This is a genomic window from Micromonospora sp. DT15 (assembly GCF_049841475.1).
GTDB lineage: Bacteria > Actinomycetota > Actinomycetes > Mycobacteriales > Micromonosporaceae > Micromonospora.
In genome coordinates this window covers 688,921-709,592 of the sequence record NZ_JBNCKJ010000001.1, presented here as the reverse complement: position 1 = coordinate 709,592, position 20,672 = coordinate 688,921, and the positions used below count along the sequence as shown (strand labels likewise).

At 68.9% G+C, this 20,672-nt stretch carries 16 protein-coding genes; 3 read left to right on the top strand and 13 right to left on the bottom strand.

All coding sequences use genetic code 11. The features are described from left to right. Positions 1-5: 5 nt before the first annotated feature. From ACLQ3F_RS03320 to ACLQ3F_RS03285, 8 genes are all read right to left on the bottom strand, one after another. Positions 6-998, bottom strand: coding sequence for an aldo/keto reductase (locus ACLQ3F_RS03320; RefSeq protein ID WP_425845869.1), 993 nt, complete (start codon positions 996-998; stop codon positions 6-8). Then, a complete protein-coding gene (locus ACLQ3F_RS03315; RefSeq protein ID WP_425845867.1) occupies positions 995-1,873 on the bottom strand; it encodes an amidohydrolase family protein in 879 nt (292 codons plus the stop codon). Before ACLQ3F_RS03315 ends, ACLQ3F_RS03320 begins: the two co-directional genes overlap by 4 nt. Continuing rightward, on the bottom strand, positions 1,870-2,631 hold the full coding sequence (locus tag ACLQ3F_RS03310) for an SDR family NAD(P)-dependent oxidoreductase (RefSeq protein WP_357207226.1): 762 nt from the start codon (positions 2,629-2,631) through the stop codon (positions 1,870-1,872). The genes ACLQ3F_RS03315 and ACLQ3F_RS03310 overlap by 4 nt, the downstream gene beginning before the upstream one ends. Next, positions 2,628-3,653, bottom strand: a complete 1,026-nt coding sequence (locus tag ACLQ3F_RS03305; RefSeq protein WP_425845864.1) for a zinc-dependent alcohol dehydrogenase — start codon at positions 3,651-3,653, stop codon at positions 2,628-2,630. Before ACLQ3F_RS03305 ends, ACLQ3F_RS03310 begins: the two co-directional genes overlap by 4 nt. Positions 3,654-3,759: 106 nt before the next feature. Continuing rightward, entirely contained in the window at positions 3,760-4,983 is a 1,224-nt protein-coding gene (locus tag ACLQ3F_RS03300) for a mandelate racemase/muconate lactonizing enzyme family protein (protein WP_355006930.1), read from the bottom strand. Position 4,984: 1 nt separating this feature from the next. Beyond that, complete coding sequence (locus ACLQ3F_RS03295) at positions 4,985-5,812, bottom strand: carbohydrate ABC transporter permease (RefSeq protein WP_355006931.1); 828 nt, start codon at positions 5,810-5,812, stop codon at positions 4,985-4,987. Then, positions 5,812-6,792 (bottom strand): carbohydrate ABC transporter permease, encoded by a 981-nt coding sequence (locus ACLQ3F_RS03290; RefSeq protein ID WP_357232328.1) that lies wholly within the window; start codon positions 6,790-6,792, stop codon positions 5,812-5,814. Before ACLQ3F_RS03290 ends, ACLQ3F_RS03295 begins: the two co-directional genes overlap by 1 nt. A 4-nt stretch (positions 6,793-6,796) precedes the next feature. After that, the gene (locus tag ACLQ3F_RS03285) at positions 6,797-8,059 is read right to left on the bottom strand and encodes an ABC transporter substrate-binding protein (protein WP_425845860.1); all 1,263 of its coding nucleotides are present in this window, start codon (positions 8,057-8,059) and stop codon (positions 6,797-6,799) included. A gap of 146 nt (positions 8,060-8,205) precedes the next feature. On the opposite strand from ACLQ3F_RS03285, the gene ACLQ3F_RS03280 reads away from it, so the two are divergent. Further along, complete coding sequence (locus ACLQ3F_RS03280) at positions 8,206-8,976, top strand: FadR/GntR family transcriptional regulator (RefSeq protein ID WP_357232325.1); 771 nt, start codon at positions 8,206-8,208, stop codon at positions 8,974-8,976. 72 nt (positions 8,977-9,048) lie between these two features. On the opposite strand, the gene ACLQ3F_RS03275 is transcribed toward ACLQ3F_RS03280, so the two are convergent. From ACLQ3F_RS03275 to ACLQ3F_RS03265, 3 genes are all read right to left on the bottom strand, one after another. Then, complete coding sequence (locus tag ACLQ3F_RS03275) at positions 9,049-10,437, bottom strand: RICIN domain-containing protein (protein ID WP_425845858.1); 1,389 nt, start codon at positions 10,435-10,437, stop codon at positions 9,049-9,051. Positions 10,438-10,863: 426 nt separating this feature from the next. Then, positions 10,864-12,330, bottom strand: a complete 1,467-nt coding sequence (locus ACLQ3F_RS03270; protein WP_355006935.1) for an endo-1,4-beta-xylanase — start codon at positions 12,328-12,330, stop codon at positions 10,864-10,866. A gap of 451 nt (positions 12,331-12,781) precedes the next feature. Further along, complete coding sequence (locus tag ACLQ3F_RS03265; RefSeq protein ID WP_425845855.1) at positions 12,782-13,789, bottom strand: PaaX family transcriptional regulator C-terminal domain-containing protein; 1,008 nt, start codon at positions 13,787-13,789, stop codon at positions 12,782-12,784. A gap of 250 nt (positions 13,790-14,039) precedes the next feature. On the opposite strand from ACLQ3F_RS03265, the gene ACLQ3F_RS03260 reads away from it, so the two are divergent. Beyond that, entirely contained in the window at positions 14,040-15,374 is a 1,335-nt protein-coding gene (locus ACLQ3F_RS03260) for an extracellular catalytic domain type 1 short-chain-length polyhydroxyalkanoate depolymerase (RefSeq protein WP_425845852.1), read from the top strand. 81 nt (positions 15,375-15,455) lie between these two features. On the opposite strand, the gene ACLQ3F_RS03255 is transcribed toward ACLQ3F_RS03260, so the two are convergent. Together ACLQ3F_RS03255 and ACLQ3F_RS03250 are read right to left on the bottom strand one after the other, a co-directional pair. Beyond that, positions 15,456-17,036 carry an arabinofuranosidase catalytic domain-containing protein gene (locus ACLQ3F_RS03255; protein ID WP_357262109.1) on the bottom strand — a complete coding sequence of 527 codons (1,581 nt, stop codon included), beginning with the start codon at positions 17,034-17,036 and terminating at the stop codon, positions 15,456-15,458. A 181-nt stretch (positions 17,037-17,217) separates the two neighbouring features. Further along, entirely contained in the window at positions 17,218-19,014 is a 1,797-nt protein-coding gene (locus ACLQ3F_RS03250) for an RICIN domain-containing protein (RefSeq protein ID WP_425845848.1), read from the bottom strand. 337 nt (positions 19,015-19,351) lie between these two features. Between ACLQ3F_RS03250 and ACLQ3F_RS03245 the strand changes: the two genes are divergently transcribed. Then, positions 19,352-20,593, top strand: a complete 1,242-nt coding sequence (locus tag ACLQ3F_RS03245) for a sugar ABC transporter substrate-binding protein (protein WP_425845846.1) — start codon at positions 19,352-19,354, stop codon at positions 20,591-20,593. Positions 20,594-20,672 lie beyond the last annotated feature (79 nt).

The following is a 20,672-nucleotide window of genomic DNA, read 5'->3' as shown; positions in this document are numbered from 1 at the left end:
GTCGATCAGGCAGGCAGACCAGGCGGCACGTCCAGCAGCCCGGCCGCCGCCAGGGCGCCCCACAGCTCCTCGGGTACGGCGACATCGGAGCGTCGTACCGTCTCGGTCACCTGCGCCTCGGTGCGGACGCCGACCACCGTCGACACCACGGCCGGGTGCCGGCGGACGAAGACGAGCGCCGCCTGCGGCAGTGTCACCCCGTACTTCTCACAGACGGTGGCGATCCGCCGCGCCCGCTCGATCATCGCCGCCGGGGCCTGCTCGTAGTTGTAGACGGCGTCGGCCGGCGGCCGGTCCCGCGAGAGCAGGCCCGAGTTGTAGACGCCCGCGATGACGACGCCCACCCCCCGGCTCTCGGCGGCCGGCAGCAGATCGGCGGCGGCGCCCTGTTCGAGCAGGGTGTACCGCCCGGCGCACATCATCACGTCGACGTCGGTCTCCCGGACGAACCGGGCCAGCATCGCCGACTGGTTCATCCCGGCGCCGATCGCGCCCACGACGCCCTGGTCACGCAGGTCGACCAGGGCGGGTACGGCCTCGTGCGCGGCCTGCTCCCAGTGGTCGTCCGGGTCGTGCAGGTAGACGACGTCGATCCGGTCCAGCCCGGTCCGCTCCAGGCTGGCCTCGATGGAGCGCAGCACGCCGTCGCGGCTGAAGTCCCACACCCGCCGGTGGGTGGCGGGCACGTCGAACCCGTCGGAGTCCCGCAGGTGCGCGTCCCCAGGCGACGGCACCAGAAGTCGCCCGACCTTCGTCGACACCACGTACTCGTCGCGCGGCCGTTGGCGCAACGCGACGCCGAGGCGGCGTTCGGACAGCCCGAGACCGTAGTGCGGCGCGGTGTCGAAGTACCGGACGCCCGCCTCCCACGCGGCGTCGACCGCCGAGGCGAACTCCTCGTCCGTCGTCGCCCGGTACAGGTTGCCCCCCTGGGCCGCGCCGAAGCCCAGCTCGGTGAGCCGTAGCTGCGGGCGGCGTGGCAGTGAGCGCGCCATCATGAGGGCTCCAACCCGTAGACGCGGCGTGCCGTCCCACCCCAGACCGACGCCTGGTCGGCCCCGTCCCTGCCCTCCAGCAACTCGGCCAGGGTGTCGACCCACCGCTGGTACGAACTGGCGAGCAGGCAGACCGGCCAGTCCGAGCCGAACATCAGTCGCTCCGGCCCGAACGCGTCGAGGGCGTCCTCGACGGCGGGTCGAAGGTCGGCCGGCGTCCAGTGCGAGTGCGGCACCTCGGTCACCAGCCCGGAGAGCTTCGCCGTCGTGTTGGGCGAGGCCGCCAACGACCGCAGGTCCCGGCTCCACTCGGCCATGTCCGGACTGCCGAGCGCGGGCTTGCCGAGGTGGTCGAGGACGAAGCTGACCTCCGGCAGGTCGCGTGTGAGACGCGCGGCCACGGGGAGTTGGTGCTGGCGTACCAGCAGGTCGAAGACGAGGCCGGCGGCGCCCACCGCCGCGATCCCCCGACGGACGTCGGGACGGTCCAGGTAGGCCGGGTCGGTCTCGGACTGCACGAGGTGGCGGATGCCGACGAGGCGTTCCCCACCTCGGGCTGCCCGCAGACCGTCGAGGTGCTCCGCGACGTCGGCCGCGGTCAGGTCCACCCAGCCGACGACCCCACGGACCAGGGTGTCCTCGGCGGCCACTCCCAGCAGGTCGACCGTCTCCGTGACGGAGGCGATGGACTGCACCACCACTGTCGCTGTGACCCCGGCCGCCCGGGCCGGCGGCGCGAGATCGGTGGGTTCGAAGTCGGCGTCGATGGCCGCCATGGTCACCGGGTCGATCCACGGCTGCGGGTGCCGTGCCCGGACCCAGAGGTGGTGGTGTGCGTCGACGATCCCGGCCCGCCCGTGCTCCTGCGCGCCCGTCATCGGCCCAACCAGCCGCCGTCGACGGGCAGCACCACGCCGTTGACGTAGTCCGACGCTGTCGACGCCAGGAACACTGTGGCACCGCCGAGATCGTCGGCCCGGCCCCACCGCCCGGCCGGAATCCGGCCGAGGATCGCCTGGTTGCGGTCGGGGTCGTCGCGCAGCGCCTGGGTGTTGTCGGTGGCGATGTAGCCGGGCGCGATGGCGTTGACGTTCACCCCGTGGGCCGCCCACTCGTTCGCCAGCGCCTTGGTCAGGCCGGCCACGCCCGACTTCGAGGCGGCGTAACCGGGGACGGTGATGCCGCCCTGGAAGCTCAACAGCGACGCGGTGAAGATGATCTTTCCTCGGCCGCGCTCGACCATCGTCCGGCCGATCTCCCGGCTGAGGACGAACTGGCTGCTGAGGTTGACCTCGATCACCTGGTCCCACATCTCGTCCGGGTGCTCGGCGGCCGGGGTCCGGGCGATCGTGCCACCGTTGTTCACCAGGATGTCGACCGGCCCGAGAGCGGTGATGTCACTGGCCAACCGGTGCACGGCCGCCCGGTCGCCCAGGTCCGCCCGCAGCCCGGTGAACCGGCGGCCGGTGGCGCGCACCCGGCGTTCGACCTCGCTGCCCTCCGCTTCGAGCTGGGCGGAGACCCCCACGATGTCGGCGCCCGCCAGGGCCAGTGCCTCGGCCATGGCGAGGCCGATACCGCGCCGCGCCCCGGTCACGACGGCGGTCTGGCCGGACAGGTCGAACAACGCCGTCACTGGTTCCCCTCCCGCACATCGAGCAGCACCTTCATGACGCCGCCACCCTCCAGCGCCTCGAAGGCCGCGCTGGCCGCCTCGACCGGCTCGACCCGGGAGATCAGCCGCTGTGCCGGGATGGCACCCGAGGCGACCAACCGGATCGCCTCCACCATGTCGTCGCGCTGATACAGCCGGGCACCCAGGAGTTCCAGCTCACGCCAGAAGAACCGGTGCAGGTTGACCTCGCGGGGCTGAGGATGGATCGCCACCATGACCAGCCGCCCACGGGTGGTCAGGACGTCGACAGCAGTGGTGACGCCGGCCGGTGCGCCGGACACCTCGAAGGCGATGTCGGCGCCCGCGCCATCGGTACGCTCGTTGACCAGCGCCACGACGTCGGTCGCTCGCGGGTCGACGGCCTCGATCCCGACCCCCTCCGCCACCTCGCGTCGGAACGGGTCCGGCTCGACGAGGAGCACCCGCGCGCCACGGCCCCGGGCGACGGTGGCGATGAGGACACCGACCGGCCCACCACCGACCACGACGACCTGGTCGTCGGCGGTCACGTTCCCCCGACGTACGTCGTGCACGGCGACCGCCACCGGCTCGACGAGCGCCGCGTGGTCGAGGGGCAACTCCTCGGGAAGCGGCAGGACCAGTTCCACCGGCACCGTCCAGGAGGACTGCATGGCACCCGGTGAGTCGATGCCGAGGAAGTTCATCGCGTGGCAGACGTGTGAGTTGCCCCGCTGGCAGGCGGCGCAGCGTCCGCAGGGCCGGGTCGGCATCACGGTGACGGCCTGACCGATGTTCCAGCCGGTCACGCCGTCGCCGACGGCCGCGATCCGCCCGGACATCTCGTGCCCGATGATCGCGGAGTCACCAACCCGGGCGTCCATGTCCCCGTGGTAGATGTGCAGATCCGTACCGCAGATGCCGGTGTAGGCCACCTCGATCCGTACCTGGCCGGGGCCCGGTGGCTCCGGGTCGCGGTTCTCGATTCCGAGGTGTCGCGCTCCCCGGTAGACGACTGCCTTCATCGTTCCTCCGTCTCGACGGTCGGTACGTCGGTCGTGCCGACCGGGCATGGTCGTGGGTGCATCGCCGTCGCGATGCACCCACGCCCTTCCTTCTCTGGTGCTCAGCTCAGTGCCGTACGGTCGGCGACACCTCGTTGCGGGAGTTCAGCGACACGACAGGCACCTGGCGGGTGGGGATCACCCCGTCGACTCCGGCCAGCAGCCGTCGTCCGGCCCGCTCCGGCCGGACGTTGGGGCTGTCGGCCGTCTGCGCCTGCGGGCGGCGGTTGACCGCCCGGATCCGCTCCTCGTCCACCCGGACCCCGAGACCGGGTGCGTCGCCGAGGATGAAGGCGCCATCCTCGACGTGCAGGTCGATGGAGACACCAACGGGTGTGTGCAGGTCCTGCAACTCGCTGGTCAGGTGGTTCGGCACCGAGGTCGCGGCGTGCAGCAGCCCGACGGGGCTGTTGCCGATCGGGCTGACCGGCAGGTCGTGGGCATGGGCCAGGGCGGACGCCCGCAGGAAGTGGGTGACCCCCCAGACGGCCGCCATCTGGACGATGTCGACAGCACCGGCGGCGATCAGCGGACGGTACTGTTCGAGCCCGGTCAGGTTCTCACCGGTGGCGACCGACGCGGAGACGCCTCGGCTGACCGCGGCGAGACCCTCGGCGTCCCAGCGCCGGACCGGCTCCTCGATCCAGATGAGGTCCAGGGTGCGTTCCAGCTCGCAGACGTGTCGGACGGCCTGCTTGCGGGTCCACGCCTCGTTGACGTCGAGCATCAGGCCGGGCCGCCGGCCGTGCCCGGCCTCGGTCAGAACCTCCCTGACCAGGCTGAGGCGGTGTCGGTCGCGCTCGATGTCGAGGCCGCCCTTGAGCTTTGCCGCCCGAAGGCCGTGGCTCGCGTAGACCTCGTACTCGGCCACGAGTTCGTCGTCGGTGAGCCCGATGTCCAGGCCGGAGGCGTAGGCGGTGACCCGCCGGTCCCGTCCGCCCAGCAGTCGCCACAGCGGCTCGCCGGCGGCCTGCGCCTTGATGTCCCACAGCGCGGTGTCCAGAGCGCCGATGGTGCCGAACACCGGGCCGGCGTGGCCGGCCTTGAAGGTGTGCCGCAACATGCGGTCATACAGGGACGTCACGGCACGGGGGTCTTCGCCCTCGATGGCTGGAAAGATCCGCTCGATCTCGACGTGCGGCCCGAGGCCGACGCCCGTGATGCCCTCGTCGGTGTCGACGAGGACGATCGAGACCGGGACCACCCCGTCGGAAAACACGCCGTTGGCGTCGCCGACGGGGCGCCCCCATTCCTGGACCGTGGTGAGCGTCCGATATCCCGTGATCCGCATGTCAACCCTTCGTGGAACCGGCGGCGACGCCGTCGGCAATTTGGCGCTGGAGGAACAGGTAGACCAATAGGACGGGTATGGCGGCGATCAGCACCCCGGACGCGAAGGTGGGGATGTTGTCGCTGTACTGCCCTCGCAACGAGGTCACCCCGATCATGAGCGTCCGGTTCTCCGCCGAGGGCATCATCACCAACGCCATGAGGACGTCGTTCCAGCAGAACAGGGCGTTGAGGATGCCGACCGACAGCAGCGCCGGGGTGCCCAGTGGCAGCATGATCCGGCGATACACGCCGTACACGGTGTTGCCGTCGATCCGGGCGGCGTCGACGATCTCCGGTGGGATGCCCTTGTAGTAGCTCGTCATCAGGAAGACGGTGAAGGGCAGGAACTGGGCCACGTAGACGAGGATCAGACCCGGGTACGTGTCGATCAGCGCGGTGTCGGCCATGATCCGGGCGAGCGGCACCATGATGACCTGGAACGGGATGAAGAGCCCCGCGAGGCAGCCCAGGAACAACGCCGACGAGCCACGGAACCGCAACTGGCTCAGCGCGAAGCCGGCCATCGACCCGAGCAGGAGCAGCAGCAACACCGACGACGTCACCACGACCAGCGAGTTGACGAAGTAGCGGCCCATGCCGACGCTGGTCCACGCCGTGCTGATGTTCTCCCATTGCAGAGTGCTGGTCAGGCCGAACCGGTCCAGGATGTAGTCCCGGCGGGTCTTCAACGCGACGTTCGCTGTGAAGAGCAGGGGGTAGATCGTCGCCACCGCGAGCAGTGACATCGGGATGGCGATCATCCACCGTCCCAGTCGGACGCGGGACATCAGTCCACCTTTCCCGATCGTTCGAGCAGTTTGATCTGCAACATTCCCACCACGAGCATGATCGCGAAGAGGATTGTGGACGCGGCGGACGCGAGAGCCGGGCGGTTCATCTGGCCCTGCTGGATCCAGATGTAGTACTCCGGCAGGTATGTCGAGCCCTCCGGGCCGCCGCTGGTCATCACGAAGAGCAGCCCGAACATCGAGGTCAGCATCCCGATCATCGTGGTCACGAAGACGAACTGGATCGTCCGGGCGAGGCTCGGGATGATGACGTGCCAGACGACCTGGCGCAGCGAGGCGCCGTCCACCCGGGCGGCGTCCAGCAGCGCGGCGTCCAGCGTGGCGAAGCCGGCGAGGAACACCACCAGCGCCATCCCGAAGGTGGCCCAGATGTGCACGCCCACCACCATGAACATCGCGACGTCCGGGTCCCCGAGCCAGTCCACCGGACCGACACCGATCGACCCGAGCACGGCGTTCAGGGGGCCGTCGAAGGCGAGCAGCAGGTTGAAGATCGCCCCGACGATGACCGGCGAGAGCACCGCCGGGAAGAAGTAGACGCTGCGGTAGAAGCGGTGGCCCGGCACGCGGAGGAAGATGAACGTGGCGAGGAGACCGGGGATCGCCACCGCCACCGGAAGCAGCAACACCAACAGGCCGACGTTGCCCAGCGCGGTGCGGAACAGCGGATCAGCGAACAGTTCCTGGTAGTTGCCGAACCCGACCGCTTCTCCGTTCCGGTCACCGTCGCCGGTGAAGGAGAAGTTGACCCCGAGGATCAGCGGGTAGAGCCGCAGCGCCACGATGATCAGGACGGCCGGAGCGACCAGTATGTAGGGGGCGTAGCGTTCGGCCCCCAGGCCGCCACGGGTGCGACGGGGACGGGTGCCACCGCGGTGCGCGGGGGAGGTGGCCGCCGGGCCGCCGGCCCGCCCGGCCGAAGCCAGGCGGACCGACGGTTGCGTGTTTCCGATCGGCACGAGGTCAGCCCGCCTGGTCGGAAGCGGCCAACTGCTTCACCACCTCGTCGACGGTGATCGAACCGCTGAGCAGCTGCTGGGAGAGGCGCCCCATCAGGTCGATCGTCTTCGAGTCGAGCGCGACGTGCAGAGCCGGCTTGCCGGTCTTCAGCTCGGCGACGATCGTGGAGGCAGCCGGGCCGGCCTGCGAGACGTCGATCGTGATGTCGGCGGCGATCGCGCCGGCGTCAGCGTAGAACGCCTTCAACGCGTCGGCCGCGGTCAGGGAGCGCACCAGGTCGGCGGCCACCTTCGGGTCCTTCGTCCACTTGGCCACGGCGTAGCCGATGCCACCGTCATACGGCAGGCTCGGGGTGGTGCCGGCGGTGACGACCGGGGCCTTCATGACGCCGAGCTTCTCCGCGGTGAGGAACTCGTTGAAGGACTTCCAGTGCCCGACGTCGGACATGAGGCCCATGACGTGGGCGGCCTTGCCGGACTGGAAGGCTGCGAAGGAGTCGTTGAACATCGCGGTCGAGTTGGCCCCGTCCGTGTTCATCTTCTTGACTCCGGTCTCCTTCCAGAGCTCGAAGATCCGCTTCACGTTGGGCGAGGTCCAGTCGCGCTTGCCGGTGATCCAGGCGTCGTACTCCGCGGCGGTGAGGGTCACCGACCCCATGCTGGAGAGCCAGAACTGGATGCCGACGCCTTCCTTGTTGCCGAGGGCGAAGCACTTGGAGTTGGCCTTGGCGATGGCGGCGCAGTCCGCGACGAACTTGTCCCAGGTGGTGGCCGGGCTGGCCGGGTCGAGGCCGGCCTTCCGGTAGATCTCCTTGTTGTAGTAGATCGGGTAGCCCTGCAGCGTCACCGGGCTGCCGTAGACCTTGCCGTCCTTGGTGAACGCGTCCCATCCGGCCAGCCGCTGCTTGTCCTCGGCGACGTAGTCGGTGATCGGCACCAACGCGTCCACCCGGTCGCGGATCTGGCCACCGCCGTTGAACATCATGACGTCGGGGCCCTTGCCGGACTGAATTGCCGCGCCGAGCAGGGTGTAGTACTGGTCGAACGGCTGCGCGACGAACTCGACCTCGACGTCGGCGTGCTTCTTCTTGAAGTCGGCCTTGGCCTTGTCCAGATAGGATTTGGCGAATGGCTCGCCGGATTTCCAGTCCCACACGACCAACTTGCCATCGGAGCTGGTCGATTTGCCCGAATCGCTAGCACTTCCACAACCGGCCAGGGCCAGGCCCACAACGAGGACGGCCGACCACATTGCGCGCTGTCTCATCAGTTGTCACCTCTATATGGGGGGTGGCCGGCGGGTGCCCCGCTAGCCAAATGTTGACCGGAAGGTAACTCGTATGACGTGTTACGTCAACGGTCGGCCGTACACTGATCCGGACGTCGTGCCACGGCGAGCCATCGGAGGGGGACATGACGCCACCGCAGGAAACAGCCCTGAACAGCCCGGGGACCCCGGCATGGGTGCGTCGGCCGACCAACCTCGCCAGGGCGGTCACCGCCGAACTGGTGGAGCGCATTGTCCGCGGCGTACACCCGTCCGGGTCGTCCCTACCCCCCGAGCCGATCCTCTGCGAGACCTTCGGCGTGAGCCGGACCGTCGTCCGGGAAGCAGTGAAGATCCTCCAGGAGAAGGGGCTGGTGCAGGTCCGCCAGGGCGCCGGCACCATGGTGACCCCACCGGCGCACTGGGACATGCTCGACGAGCTGGTCCTCGCGGCGACCATCGCGGTGGACGACAGCCTCGCCATCCTCGACGACCTGGTCGTCACCCGGCGGGTGCTGGAGTCCGACATGGCGAACGTCGCCGCCCGCCACGCCGACGCCGAGACCGTCGATCGGCTGCGGGCCATGGTGGACCGGATGGACGAACTCGTCGACGACCACGTCACCTACCACGACCACGACCGGGCCTTCCACGACACGATCATGCAGGCATCCGGCAACCGCATCGCTCGGGGCGTCGTACGGGCGCTGGAGAGCCAGGTCATCAACACCGCCCGCTACATGGGCCGGACCGAGCGGGCGCTGTGCGTGGCGTCCAACCAGGGTCACCGACGCATCTACGAGCGCATCGCCGCCCACGACTCGAACGGCGCCGCCGAGGCGATGTTCACCCACATCACCGAGGCCTGGCTGGTCCGCCGCAGCGGCTCGGGGAGCCCCGACCGCCTCGAACGCTGATCGCCACGGGCAACGGACGGCGCCCGCCCCCGAGGAACGGGAGCAGGCGCCGCCAGCTGAGGCCGACACGAGTCACGAGAACTGGGCGAAGAACCTCCAGATCTCACCCTTGGTCCAGGTCGTGATGCCACTCTCGGCGTAGGTGCCGTCCACCGGGCCGGGCATGTGGCCGTTGTCGTACGCGGCCCACTGCACCGGGTACCCGGACCTGCAGCCGGAGTAGACGGTGGTGATGTGGGTGCGGCTGCCGCCGGTCGGCTCGCGCGGGCTCTGCGCGGTGCAACCGTTGTTGCGGACGAAGGTGTCGCGCAGCGCCCTGCCCTGGGAGATGTTCAGGACGTTGTCAGTGATGCCGTGCAGCCCGAAGTACGCGATCGGCTGCGTACCGCCACTGCACCCGCTGATCTGCGCGCCGGAGATGACCGCGACGGCCCGGAAGACGTTGGCTCGGGCGCAGGCGACGGCGTAGCTCATGCCGCCACCCCAACTGAAGCCGAGCGCGAACCGCTGCCTCGGGTTGACGCAGAGGCTGCTCTCGATCCGGCTGATCATGTCGTCGACGAAGGTGATGTCCTCACCGCCGGAGTTGCCCCAGCCGTTGCCGAACCCCTGGGGCGCCACCAGGATGGCGCTGTTGTTCGACTGCTCCTGCTGCCCGTAGTAGGACCAGGCGGTCCCGCTGGTGCCGCCGGAGGAGATCTCCTGCATGGTGCCGCCCCGCCAGTGGAAGGCGAAGATCAGCCGGTAGGGGTTGCTGTTGTTGTAGTTGGCGGGCACCCGGAGGATGAAGGTCCGGCTCTTGCCGTTGCTCTGGATCGTGTGCGTGCCGCTGGCCAGCGCCGGTGCCTTGCCGCACCCGCTGCCACCCGACGGTGGAGGGGTGGTGCCACCGCCGACGGCGACGAGCTGCCACTGCTGGTTGGTGCCGCCCCAGTCGGCGTACTGGACGATGTTTCCGCCGTCGGCGGTGGAAGAGCCCTGCACCTCGACTGCCTTGTTGCTGTTGCGGTTGATCAGCCGAACGTAGCCGCCGTCCGAGTCGGCCAGCCTGAACTGCTGGTTCGTCCCGTTGAGGTCGGACCACTGCACGATCGCGCCGCCGTCAGCGGTGGAGAAACCACTGACGTCGAGCACCTTGCCCGAGAGCCGCGACTTGATCCGGTAGTAGCCACCCCCGGAGTCGACGAACTGCCACTGCTGGTTGACGCCGTTGTTGCGCGTCCACTGGCTGATCCGCGCCCCGTCGTTCGTGGCCGAGGCGTACAGGTCCAGCGCCTTGCCGCTGTTGCGGTTCACCAACACATAGGAGGCGTTGGTGTCCACTGTGGCTGCGGCCGCCGGCGCCGCGTTGACCGCGACGAGTGCGCTGGCTGCCATGGCCGCGGCCGCCGCCGCGGCCAACCCTGAGCGCCAGCGAGATCTGTGCCGAGAGGCGGGACGAGCCTCTACGAGGGCTTTCATGGTCCACTCCTTCGATCGGGGTCACCCACGAGCGGAGGCGCCCGCGCGTGCCGTGGCGTGCGTACCGGCGTCCTGGTGGTGGCGGCAGCACGTCTGGGTGTTGTGTGCGGGCAACCCGCGGCCAAAGGCATACGTCGATGGCGATGCCACGATCCGGGCTTCGTGGCAGGCCGCGCCGAACTGCGCGGTACGACGTCCTGGCTCCCGGTGGCCGGGTGGCCCGCGGGGTGAAAATTAGCGGGTGATACGTCATACGTCAAATGATTGCTATCGATCTGCGCGATCACGCCAAGCGGCGACCTGACGGTCAGGGCGGCCCGCCCCGGATGGGGCGGGCCGCCACTGGTCACACCTCGCCGGAGGCGGGCGCCGGCCGGATCCCGAGCAGCCGGCAGCTCCCGCTCCCCCGGTCGATGGCGCCGGTCGTCAGCCGATCCGGACCAGTTGCCACTGCTGGTTGTTGCCGCCCCAGTCGGCGTACTGGACGATGTTTCCGCCGTCGGCGGTGGAGGAACCCTGCACCTCGACCGCCTTGTTGCTGTTGCGGTTGATCAGACGTACGTAGCCGTCGGCCGAGTTCGCGAGTCGGAACTGCTGGTTCGTGCCGTTGAGGTCGGACCACTGCACGATCGCGCCGCCGTCAGCGGTGGAGAAACCACTGACGTCGAGCACCTTGCTGGAGTTGCGGGACTTCACCCGGTAGTAGCCACTCCCCGAGTCGACGAACTGCCACTGCTGGTTGACGCCGTTGTTGCGCGTCCACTGGCTGATCCGCGCCCCGTCGTTCGTGGCCGAGGCGTACACGTCCAGCGCCTTGCCGCTGTTGCGGTTCAACAACACGTACCAGGCGCTGGTGTCCACGCCGGAGCCCGGCGGGGGCGTGGTGGGCGGGGTCGAGCCGCCGTTGAGGGCGTCCAGGACGGCGGTGTACGCGGCCTTCTTGTTGCCGTTGCAGTCGAACAGCAGCGCGTTGTCCGAGCCACGCCACGAGTCGCAGTCCCGTACACCCCAGGTGGTGATGCCGGTGCAGCGCGAGACGGCCAGGCAAGCGCGGGTGACGGCACCGTAGATGTTGGCCTGGTTGCCGCCGGTCATCACGTCCAGCTCGGTGATCTGGACGTCCACGCCGAGGTCGGCGAACCGCTGCAGGTTGGCCTGGTAGTCACCGGCCAGCGAGGTGCCCAGGTGCGACTGGAAACCCACGCAGTCGATCGGCACGCCACGGGACTTGAAGTCCCGCACCATGTTGTAGATCCCGGTCGACTTCGCGTTGACCCCGTCGGTGTTGTAGTCGTTATAACACAACTTCGCACCCGGATCCGCCGCCCGCGCCGCCCGGAACGCCGCCTCGATCCAGTCGTTGCCGGTGCGCTGCATGTTGGAGTCACGCCGCCCACCGGAACCACCGTCGGCGAACGCCTCGTTCACCACGTCCCAGGCGTAGATCTTTCCCCGGTAGTGCGTGGCGACCTGGGTGACGTGGTTGATCATCGCGTTACGCAACGCGCTGCCCGACATGCCCTGCGCCCAGCCCGGCTGCTGCGCGTGCCACAACAGGGTGTGACCCCGCACGCTCATGCCGTTGGCCTGCGCGTGACTGACCAGGCGGTCACCACTGGAGTAGGTGAAGGTGCCCTGCTGCGGCTCGGTGGAGCTCCACTTCATCTCGTTCTCGGCCACGACACTGTTGAACTCACGGTTCAAAATCGTCGTGTATGCGCTAGTCGACAGCTTGCCGACGGCGACAGCCGCGCCGAAGTAGCGGCCCTTCTCGGCGGCGGCCGCCTTCAGGGTCGTGCCGGCACCGGACGCGGGGGTCAGCGCCACCGTCATACCGGTGGTGAGGGCGACGGCCATGGTCGCCGCCGCCAGCATCGTTCTCATGGGTTTCATGGCGTTCCTTTTCAGTGGTTGCATCGGTGGTGGTGATGTGCCACTTCGCTCGGAACAGCTGATCGGGGCGGTCCTCCTGGCCGCCCGGCATCAGCACGCACAGTCCGAGAGGGCTGTCGCCGGCGCCTGCCGGGTCCCGAGGTGACGTCCGCATGCCCTTGCGGACGTCGTGATCGGTGGGCCGATCGGTGCGGCTCGCCCGGTGAGCCGAGACAGCGATCGTCCTCTATATCGAGAGTGAGCGATAACATGCCGTTCGTCAAGACGTAACGGGCCGTTCACGCCGATCTCCCGGAACGCCGCGTTTCGCCCGGTACCAAACGCCCTGGGTGACAGTGCTCAACCGCCGCGCGACCAGCTGACGAGTCTCACCACCGCGCCACCGGGACCGCTTCAGAGGGCGATCCTGTTATCGCTCACAGTCGTCACCCGACAGCGGCTGCCCAACGGCTCACGAACACCCGGTGGCCGTGGCACTCGCAGACGGCTGCGCCGGGTCGGCATCGGCGCGTATGCCGGCGACGAGGTCGGCGGTGGTGTGCGCCTCGATGCCGGGCTGCGCGGCGTCGGCGAACCGCTCGACGACCGCCCGGACGTGTCGTTCGGCAGGTGCGGCGAGGCCGTCGTAGACGGCCTCGAACAGCTCCCGCGCCGGCTGCCTGAGCCACTCCCGTGGAAGGAGTTCCACCGGCAGCTGCGGGTCGAGGACCGGGAAACGTCGGAAGGTGTCCATGACCTCTGTCCGGGCCCGCACCGCTGCGGCACCGTCGACCTGCCCGGACGCCACGGCGGGCAACAGGGGCGTCCAACGACGCAGGAACGCGTCGTAGCTCCGGCTGATCGCCTCGATGTCCCAGGCCTCGATCGGCGCACGGTGAATGGTCGAGGCGATCGCGGTCTGCCGCCCACGAAACACCGTGACCGCGCCGAGGGTGAGCTGGTCGAGCTGGGCCCGAGCCGCAGGGGTCAACGTCTGCGGCGAGATCCACAGCCCGTCGTACAGCGGCGCGTAACCGAGCCACCGAAGTTGCGCCCGCAGCGCCCGGCGCTGCGTACTGCGGTCCTGCGGCAGCGAGAAGGCGACGATCGTCCAGCTACCGTCCCACCGGCCCGTCGAGGTGGTGGAGGCGAGAATCCAGTGCCCTCCGGCGGAGAGATTGGCGGCGGCCGCGCGGCTGAGCCGGTAGGAGCTGCGTCGCCCCAGTCGACTGCCCTCCAACACGCCACGGCGGGCCAACCGGCTGATCGCGGTCCGCGCTCCGGCCGTCGTCACGCCGGTCTCGGCGAGCAACGCGACGATGGCAGCGGACGGGAGGGCGACCCGGGTCCGCAGCGTGTAGTCGGCCAACAGGGTCACCGCGACGCCCTGGGGTGAGTTGCCGACCTGCCGGCGGGGCAGCCGGAGTGGGTGGTCGCCATCGTCCGGATAGATCTCGTCGATGTCGAAGAGGCTTGCCACAGGCGCTCCGTGCTCCTCGGGGACGGTATGACGACTGTAGACGGACGGGCGCGACCCGCCGCAAATAGAGATTCCTCGATTGACACTTGTTGGTCCGGGGGGAACACTAATTGCCACGCGACGCCATCCGAAGCCGGGCTGGGCGAACCACAGGTAGCGGGCATCGTGCGATCACCGCGGGAGTCGGGCAGACCCGCAACCGGATCGCACGACCAATCCAGCCTGCACAGGCAATCGAAGGAGTCGTGCGGTGAAAATCAGAAGGAAACTGCTACTCACGCTGGCCGCGTCACTGGTCGCGGCCGGCCTGGTGGCCCCCACGGTCGGGCCCGCGTACGCGGCGTCACTGACCGAGGTGACCAGCTTCGGCGACAACCCGGGCCGGATGCGCATGCACGTCTACGTGCCGGACAACCGCCCCGCCCGGCCGGCGGTCGTGGTGGCGATGCACGGCTGCGGCGGGTCCGGCCCCGGGTTCTACTCCGGAAGCGAGTTCGCCAGCCAGGCCGACCGGTACGGATACATCGTGATCTACCCGTCCGCGACCCAGCAGGCCGGCTTCGGCAACTGCTTCGACACCTGGTCGGACGCCGCCAAGCGGCGTGGTGGGGGCAGCGACCCGGTGTCGATCATCAGCATGATCCGGTACGTGCAACAGCAGTACTCGGCCGACCCGGAGCGGGTCTACGCGACCGGCAGCTCATCCGGCGGCATGATGACGAACCACATGCTGGCCCTCTATCCCGACGTGTTCAAGGCCGGCGCCGCGTTCATGGGCGTGCCGTACAACTGCTTCGCCAACGCGGCGGACTACCCGCCCGGCAGCAGCCAGTGCACCGGCGGGAACATGAACCGGACTCCCCAGCAGTGGGGTGACGCGGTGCGCCAGGCGTACCCCGGCTACTCCGGGCCACGGCCGCGGGTGCAGCTGTGGCACGGCACCAGCGACACGCTCGTGCCGTACTCGCTGTTGCAGGAGACGATCGAGCAGTGGACCAACGTGTTCGGGCTGAGCCAGACACCCACCTCCACCGACACGCCCCAGGCCAACTGGAACCGGCGGCGGTACGCCGACAGCAGCGGCACCGTCCAGGTGGAGGCGTACAGCATCCAGGGTGCCGGGCACAGCCTGCCCTCCGGAGGGATGGCCGCGTCCGCCATCGCGTTCTTCGGACTGACAAACACCACGACCCCGCCCCCGACCACCCCGCCGCCCACCACCCCGCCGCCCACCACGCCGCCCCCGACCACGCCGCCGCCGGCCTCCGGCGCCTGCCGGGTGACGGTCGCCATCAACGCCTGGAACACCGGCCTGACCGAGAACATCACTGTCACGAACACCAGCACCAGCGCCGTCAACGGCTGGTCCGTGGTCTTCACCCTGCCCAGCGGTCAGACCATCACCTCGGGTTGGAACGCCACCTACTCGCCCAACTCGGGGCAGGTGACAGCCCGCAACGTCGCCTACAACGGCGGCATCCCCGCCAACGGCTCGGTGAGCTTCGGCTTCCAGGCCAACCACAGCGGTAACAACGCCCGCCCGTCCTCGTTCACCCTCAACGGCGCGACCTGCACCGTCGCCTGAGACCGGGTCGACGTCCACGCGAGCGTGCGCCGGTCACCACGAGGTGGTGACCGGCGCACGACTCGTACGGCGTGGTCAGGATCAGCGGTATCCGGCGGTCACCACGCTGGCCTGCACGGCGTTCTCGACCGCGTCGGACGGGTAGCCGGCGACCATCGCCCCCTCGTAGAAGGTGCCGGCGCTCAGGTTGGCGCCGCCGTCGGGCTTGCAGCAGTCACCACCACTGCCCAGGATGATCGCGCCCTGCTTCTTCATCGGGCTGTATCCCGGCGGGAGCGAGCCGTCGTACAGCGTGTAGAGGCTGCCGGCCTGCGCGTCGCTGCCCTTGATGGCGAACCGGGTGGTGCCGTTGTTCTTCAGCGTCGCGGTGACGAACTTGCTGGCGAACGAGCGTTGGTTCGGGTTCCAGGAGCTGCTGCCGCCCGGGAAGAGACCCCACTCCAGGTCCGCCTGCACCCACGGACCACTGCCGGAGCAGCCGCCGAACCAGCACTGCTTGCTGAAGTTGATGGCGTCCATCGCCCCGGCGGCGTCGGCCTTGCGGGTGGTCTCACTGTTGCCGTAGTCGAAGCAGCACCCGCTGTTGACGTGGGTGCCGCTGGTGACCATGTACATGCCCTCGGGCGCCGCGCCGGTCGGCACTCCGGTGAGGTGCCCGTCGCGCCAGTAGCTGTTGCCCGGGTTGATGTAGAGCGAGTACGCCTTCGCGCCGCCCACTGTCAGCGACTCCGAGGTGGCGATCGCCGGCTTGCTCTGCGGGGAGCCCGGAACGACGCTCGACCCCTGGTACCACAGGTCGTTGCCGCGCCCGGACTGGTCGAAGACCACCGTGATCACGCAGGTCGTGCCGGTGCAGAACGAGTCCTGCGTCGCCGCGTTGGCAGTGCCGCCGGTGCCCGTGAGCCCGATGTTGCGGGTCGTGTTGTCCGACGAGCGTCGGACCTGGTAGAGGTTGCCGGCGTACGCCTCGTAGAGCGCCCGCGTGGTGCTGTGCGCCGCGATGCACGGGGTGCCGCCGGAGGCGTAGATGTCGCACGGGCGCGCGCCGGTCGGTGGGTTGGTCGGCGGCGGGGTGGTGGTGGTCGGCGAGGCCCACTGCTGGTTGGTGCCGCCGTTGCAGGCCCAAAGAATGATTTTGGTGCCGTTGGCGGTGCCGGCGGCGTTGGCGTCGAGGCACAGCCCGGACTGCACGCCGGTGATGGTGCCGTTGCTGTTGACGTTCCACTGCTGGTTGTTCTGACCGTTGCAGTCCCAGATGATCGCCTGGGTGCCGTTGGTGGTGCCGCGGCCGGAGGCGTCCAGGCACTTGTTGCCGTACACCTGGATCTGCTTGCTCGACGTCCACGTCCAGGTCTGGCCGGCGGCACCGTTGCAGTCCCAGAGTTGTGTCTGGGTGCCGTTCGTGGTGCTGGAGTTGGGCACTTCGAGGCAGCGGCCGGACGGCGTGCCGACGATGGGGGTGCTCTGCCCGGGTGGGATGGTGGCCGCCGCGGCGGCCCTGGCGGCGAAGGGCGAACTGGCGGGGGTGGTGCCGACGCCGATGCCGACGACGACGAGCACCCCGGCCAGCGCACCGGCCAGGAGGGTCAGACGTCGGACGCGTTGGCGTTTCGGGATGAGGTCGCGGGCTGTTCCTGACCCACTGCGGGACGGGGTTCGCACGAGGTGGCTCCTCGGAGTCGTGGAAGCGCGGGAGATCGTCGACGCGCCACGGGCGGGTGGTGGCGATGGCGAATCGCTGCGAATGGTAGGACCTTTGTTTAATTCATGTCAATGAATGTGGTGTCCGGTGGCGCGCTGACTGCCAGGGCCGACAGCCAGCGCGTCACCTGCCCCGAGACGACTACCGCCCCAGGAGCCGCCAGGTCTGGTTCAACGGGCTGTTCTGGTTGACCGCCCTGCACGTCCACTGGTGGACCAGCGCGCCGGCCGCCGTGGAGACCGCGTTGACATCGACGCACTTGCCACTGTGCCGGGCGACGAGTTGGTAGTCGTGCGAGTCGTTGCCCGAGTAGGTCACCTTGCGCAGAGCAAACTGCTGGTTGGAGCTGTTGAGGCAGGTCCACTGGTGCACCGCCGCGCCGTCGGCGGTGGACACACCGCTGACGTCGAGACACTTGCCACTCTGCTGGTTGACCACTGTGTAGGTGTTGGCCACGCCAGCGACCGGGACGAAGTTCCAGAGCTGCTGGTCACCGCCGTCGCAGTAATTCTGCTGTTGGACGTTGCCGTCGGCGGTGCTCAGACCGGCGTTGTTCAAACACTGCTGCGAGTGCTGGGCCACCGCCACCGACTGGAAGCCACCGTCCGAGGGGGGCAGCAGCGTGACGGTGTACGTGTCGGTCTGGTTGGAGTACGGCACGGTCACCGTGGCGTTGTTGTTGGACACCCCGACCACGCTGTTCGAGACAGTGACCGGACCCGCCACGGCACCGCCACCGTTGTGCGGGATGCGTTGGGTGACGACCCGGACCTGGTTGTTCTGCACGATGCCGCTGGTGGTGTCCAGGCGTTGCAGGTTGACGGTCAGGTTCCCGGTGGTACGACCAGCGCCGACCAGCACCTTCGCCACTCCGGCCGTCTTCGTGGCGTACGCGTCGTACGACTGACTGGGGGTCACCGCGACGATCTCCCCGACCTGGGAGGCGTAGTAGCGGTAGTTCCACCACTCCCCCTTGGGCTGGTGCTGGCCGGCCGAGTTGCGGATCAGCAGGTTGCCGAGGTCGTTGTGCAGGCTGCCGCCGCTGGCCCAGTTCGCCCGCAGACCGTCGGCCCGGGCCCGTTCCAGGCGCGCGATGTACCAGGCGCCGTCGGCCGGGTTCTGCTCGTCGGGCGCGCCGTACTCGTTGATCTGGTACGGGCGCGGGTGGGCGATGCCGCGCGGGTCGAGGGTGGCGTTGGCGGCGGCAACGTTGGCGACCGGGTCACCGGGCAGCGAGTGCCAGCTGATGATGTCCGGCACCGTGTTCGTCGAGCGGACGAAGTCCAGGTACTGGTTCCAGAAGGCGTGGTTGGTCGACGGTACGCAGGCGCAGCTCGGCCCGACGATGAGCTGACTGGGGAACTCCGCCCGGATGCGCTGGTAGGTGCGCCGCCACAGCTCCAGGTACTGGGAGATCGGCCGGTTCCAGAAGATGGTGATGTTGGGTTCGTTCCAGATGTCCCACTGCACCGACAGCCCGGACGCCCGGACGTCGCTGATCAGGCGGGTCAGGAAGTTGTCGTAGTCGGTCCAGTTGCCGTTGTCTCCGGGGAAGCGGGAGATCCCGGCGCCGTCGGCACCCCAGAGGTCGTGCGGCAGGATGATGAACTTCCCGCCGAGGGCTGTGGTGCGACGTGCCTGGGCGAGTGTGGAGTTCCAGCGACGGTCGTAGGTGCCACCGACCCAGCCACTGCCCGGCAACTGCGCGCCACCGGCGCGCATGTACTGGAACTTGACGTCCCGGTAGAAGTGGTCGGCCGGACCGCTGGCGTTCTCGGTCATGCCGTAGATCCAGCCGGAGGCGCGGTAGGTCGGCGCACCGTTCGTGGTGGCGAAGTTGACGCTGATCGACTCGTCGGCGGCCTGGGCGGGGGACGGGACGACGGTGACGGCGGCAGCGGCGGCGAGCAGGCCGACGACGAGTCGGGCCACGGACACGCGGGCTCGTCGTGACCGGCCGGGGGACGGGGTTTTCACGGGCGGCTCCTTGGTGGGGCGCGGGGGACGCTCTCCGGAGGGCAGCGCTTCCGAATCGATTCGCACGGATCGTAGGACCGGGGACTGAACGATGTCAATGAAGTGACGCCCCGGTGAAGCCCGTGTTTCTCAGCGATCTCTCTGACGCGCCCAACTGGCCCTTGACCCCCGGGCATAGCCAGACCTATCTTCGGGCGAACCGATTCGTCGAATCGGTTCGCCTCATGGTTGGGCTGCTCCAACCCGCGACGATCAACCGACACACCCCACCTGACGATCGATTGAAGTGAGGCACCACATGACCGGATTCAGTCGTCGGCGGCGCCTGGCCGCCGTCGCCGTGATAGCTCTCGCCGCAGTGACAGGCAGCGCCTGCTCGTCGTCCGCCGACGGCCCCGCCGACAGCGGCGGCGCCTACCTCGTCTGGGACCCGTATCCACAGTTCGCCGACGACTCCGAGTGGGTGGCACTGCTCAAGAAGTGCGGCACCGACGCGGGGGTGACGGTCGAGCGGACCGGATACGACACCACCGACCTGACCAACAAGGCGCTGCTCGCCGCCCAGCAGGGAAACTCACCGGACGTCCTGATCGTCGACAACCCGGTCATCTCCACCCTGGCCGAAGCCGGTGCGCTCACCACCACCGACGACAACAAGCTCGACGTCTCGGCGATGGAGAAGAACCTGCTCGGCGCCGGCCAGAGCGACGGAAAGACCTACGGGGTGCCGATCGGGGCGAACACCCTCGCCCTCTACTACAACAAGGATCTGCTCGCCGCCGCCGGCGTCGATCCCGCCGCCGTCAAGGACTGGGCCTCACTGACCGCGGCACTGACCAAGGTGAAGGCCAAGGGGAAGAAGGGCATCACCTTCTCCGCGATCGGCACCGAGGAGGGCAGCTTCCAGTTCCTGCCCTGGTTCTGGGGATCGGGCGCCCAACTGACGAGTCTGGACTCACCGCAGGCGGTCTCCGCGCTGACGCTCTGGACCGACTGGCTCAAGCAGGGCCACGCCCCGAACTCCATCATCAACAACACCCAGACCACGAGTTGGCAGGAGTTCGCCACCGGCGACTACGCGTTCGCCGAGAACGGCACCTGGCAGCTGGCCAACGCGGAGAAGCTCGGCTTCTCGTACGGCACGATCCCGATCCCGGCCAGCGCGGGCGGCCCGGCCCCGGCGCCCACCGGCGGTGAGTTCGTCTCCATTCCGGTGCAGAAGACGACCGGCCGGTACGCGACGTCGCAGAAGCTCGTGACCTGCCTGACCAACGCTGACAACCTCCTCACCACGGACACCACGCTGTCCTACGTCGCACCCGTCGCCGCCGTGCAGGAACGACAGGCCACAGCGGACCCCAAGCTCAAGGTCTGGGTGGAGGCGGTCCGGGCAGCCAAGGGCCGCACGGGTGACAACCTCGGCACCAAGTACCCGAAGATCTCCGAGGCGCTGTGGACCGCTGTGCAGTCGGCCCTCAGCGGCGGGAAGTCGCCACAGGAGGCCCTGGCCGCCGCGCAGACCGCCGCCGCCTCCAGGTAAGCGATCCGAACCGACACCATGCCCTTCACCACCGAGACCACTGCCGTACGAGACCAGGATGGGGCGGCGACCGCCGCCC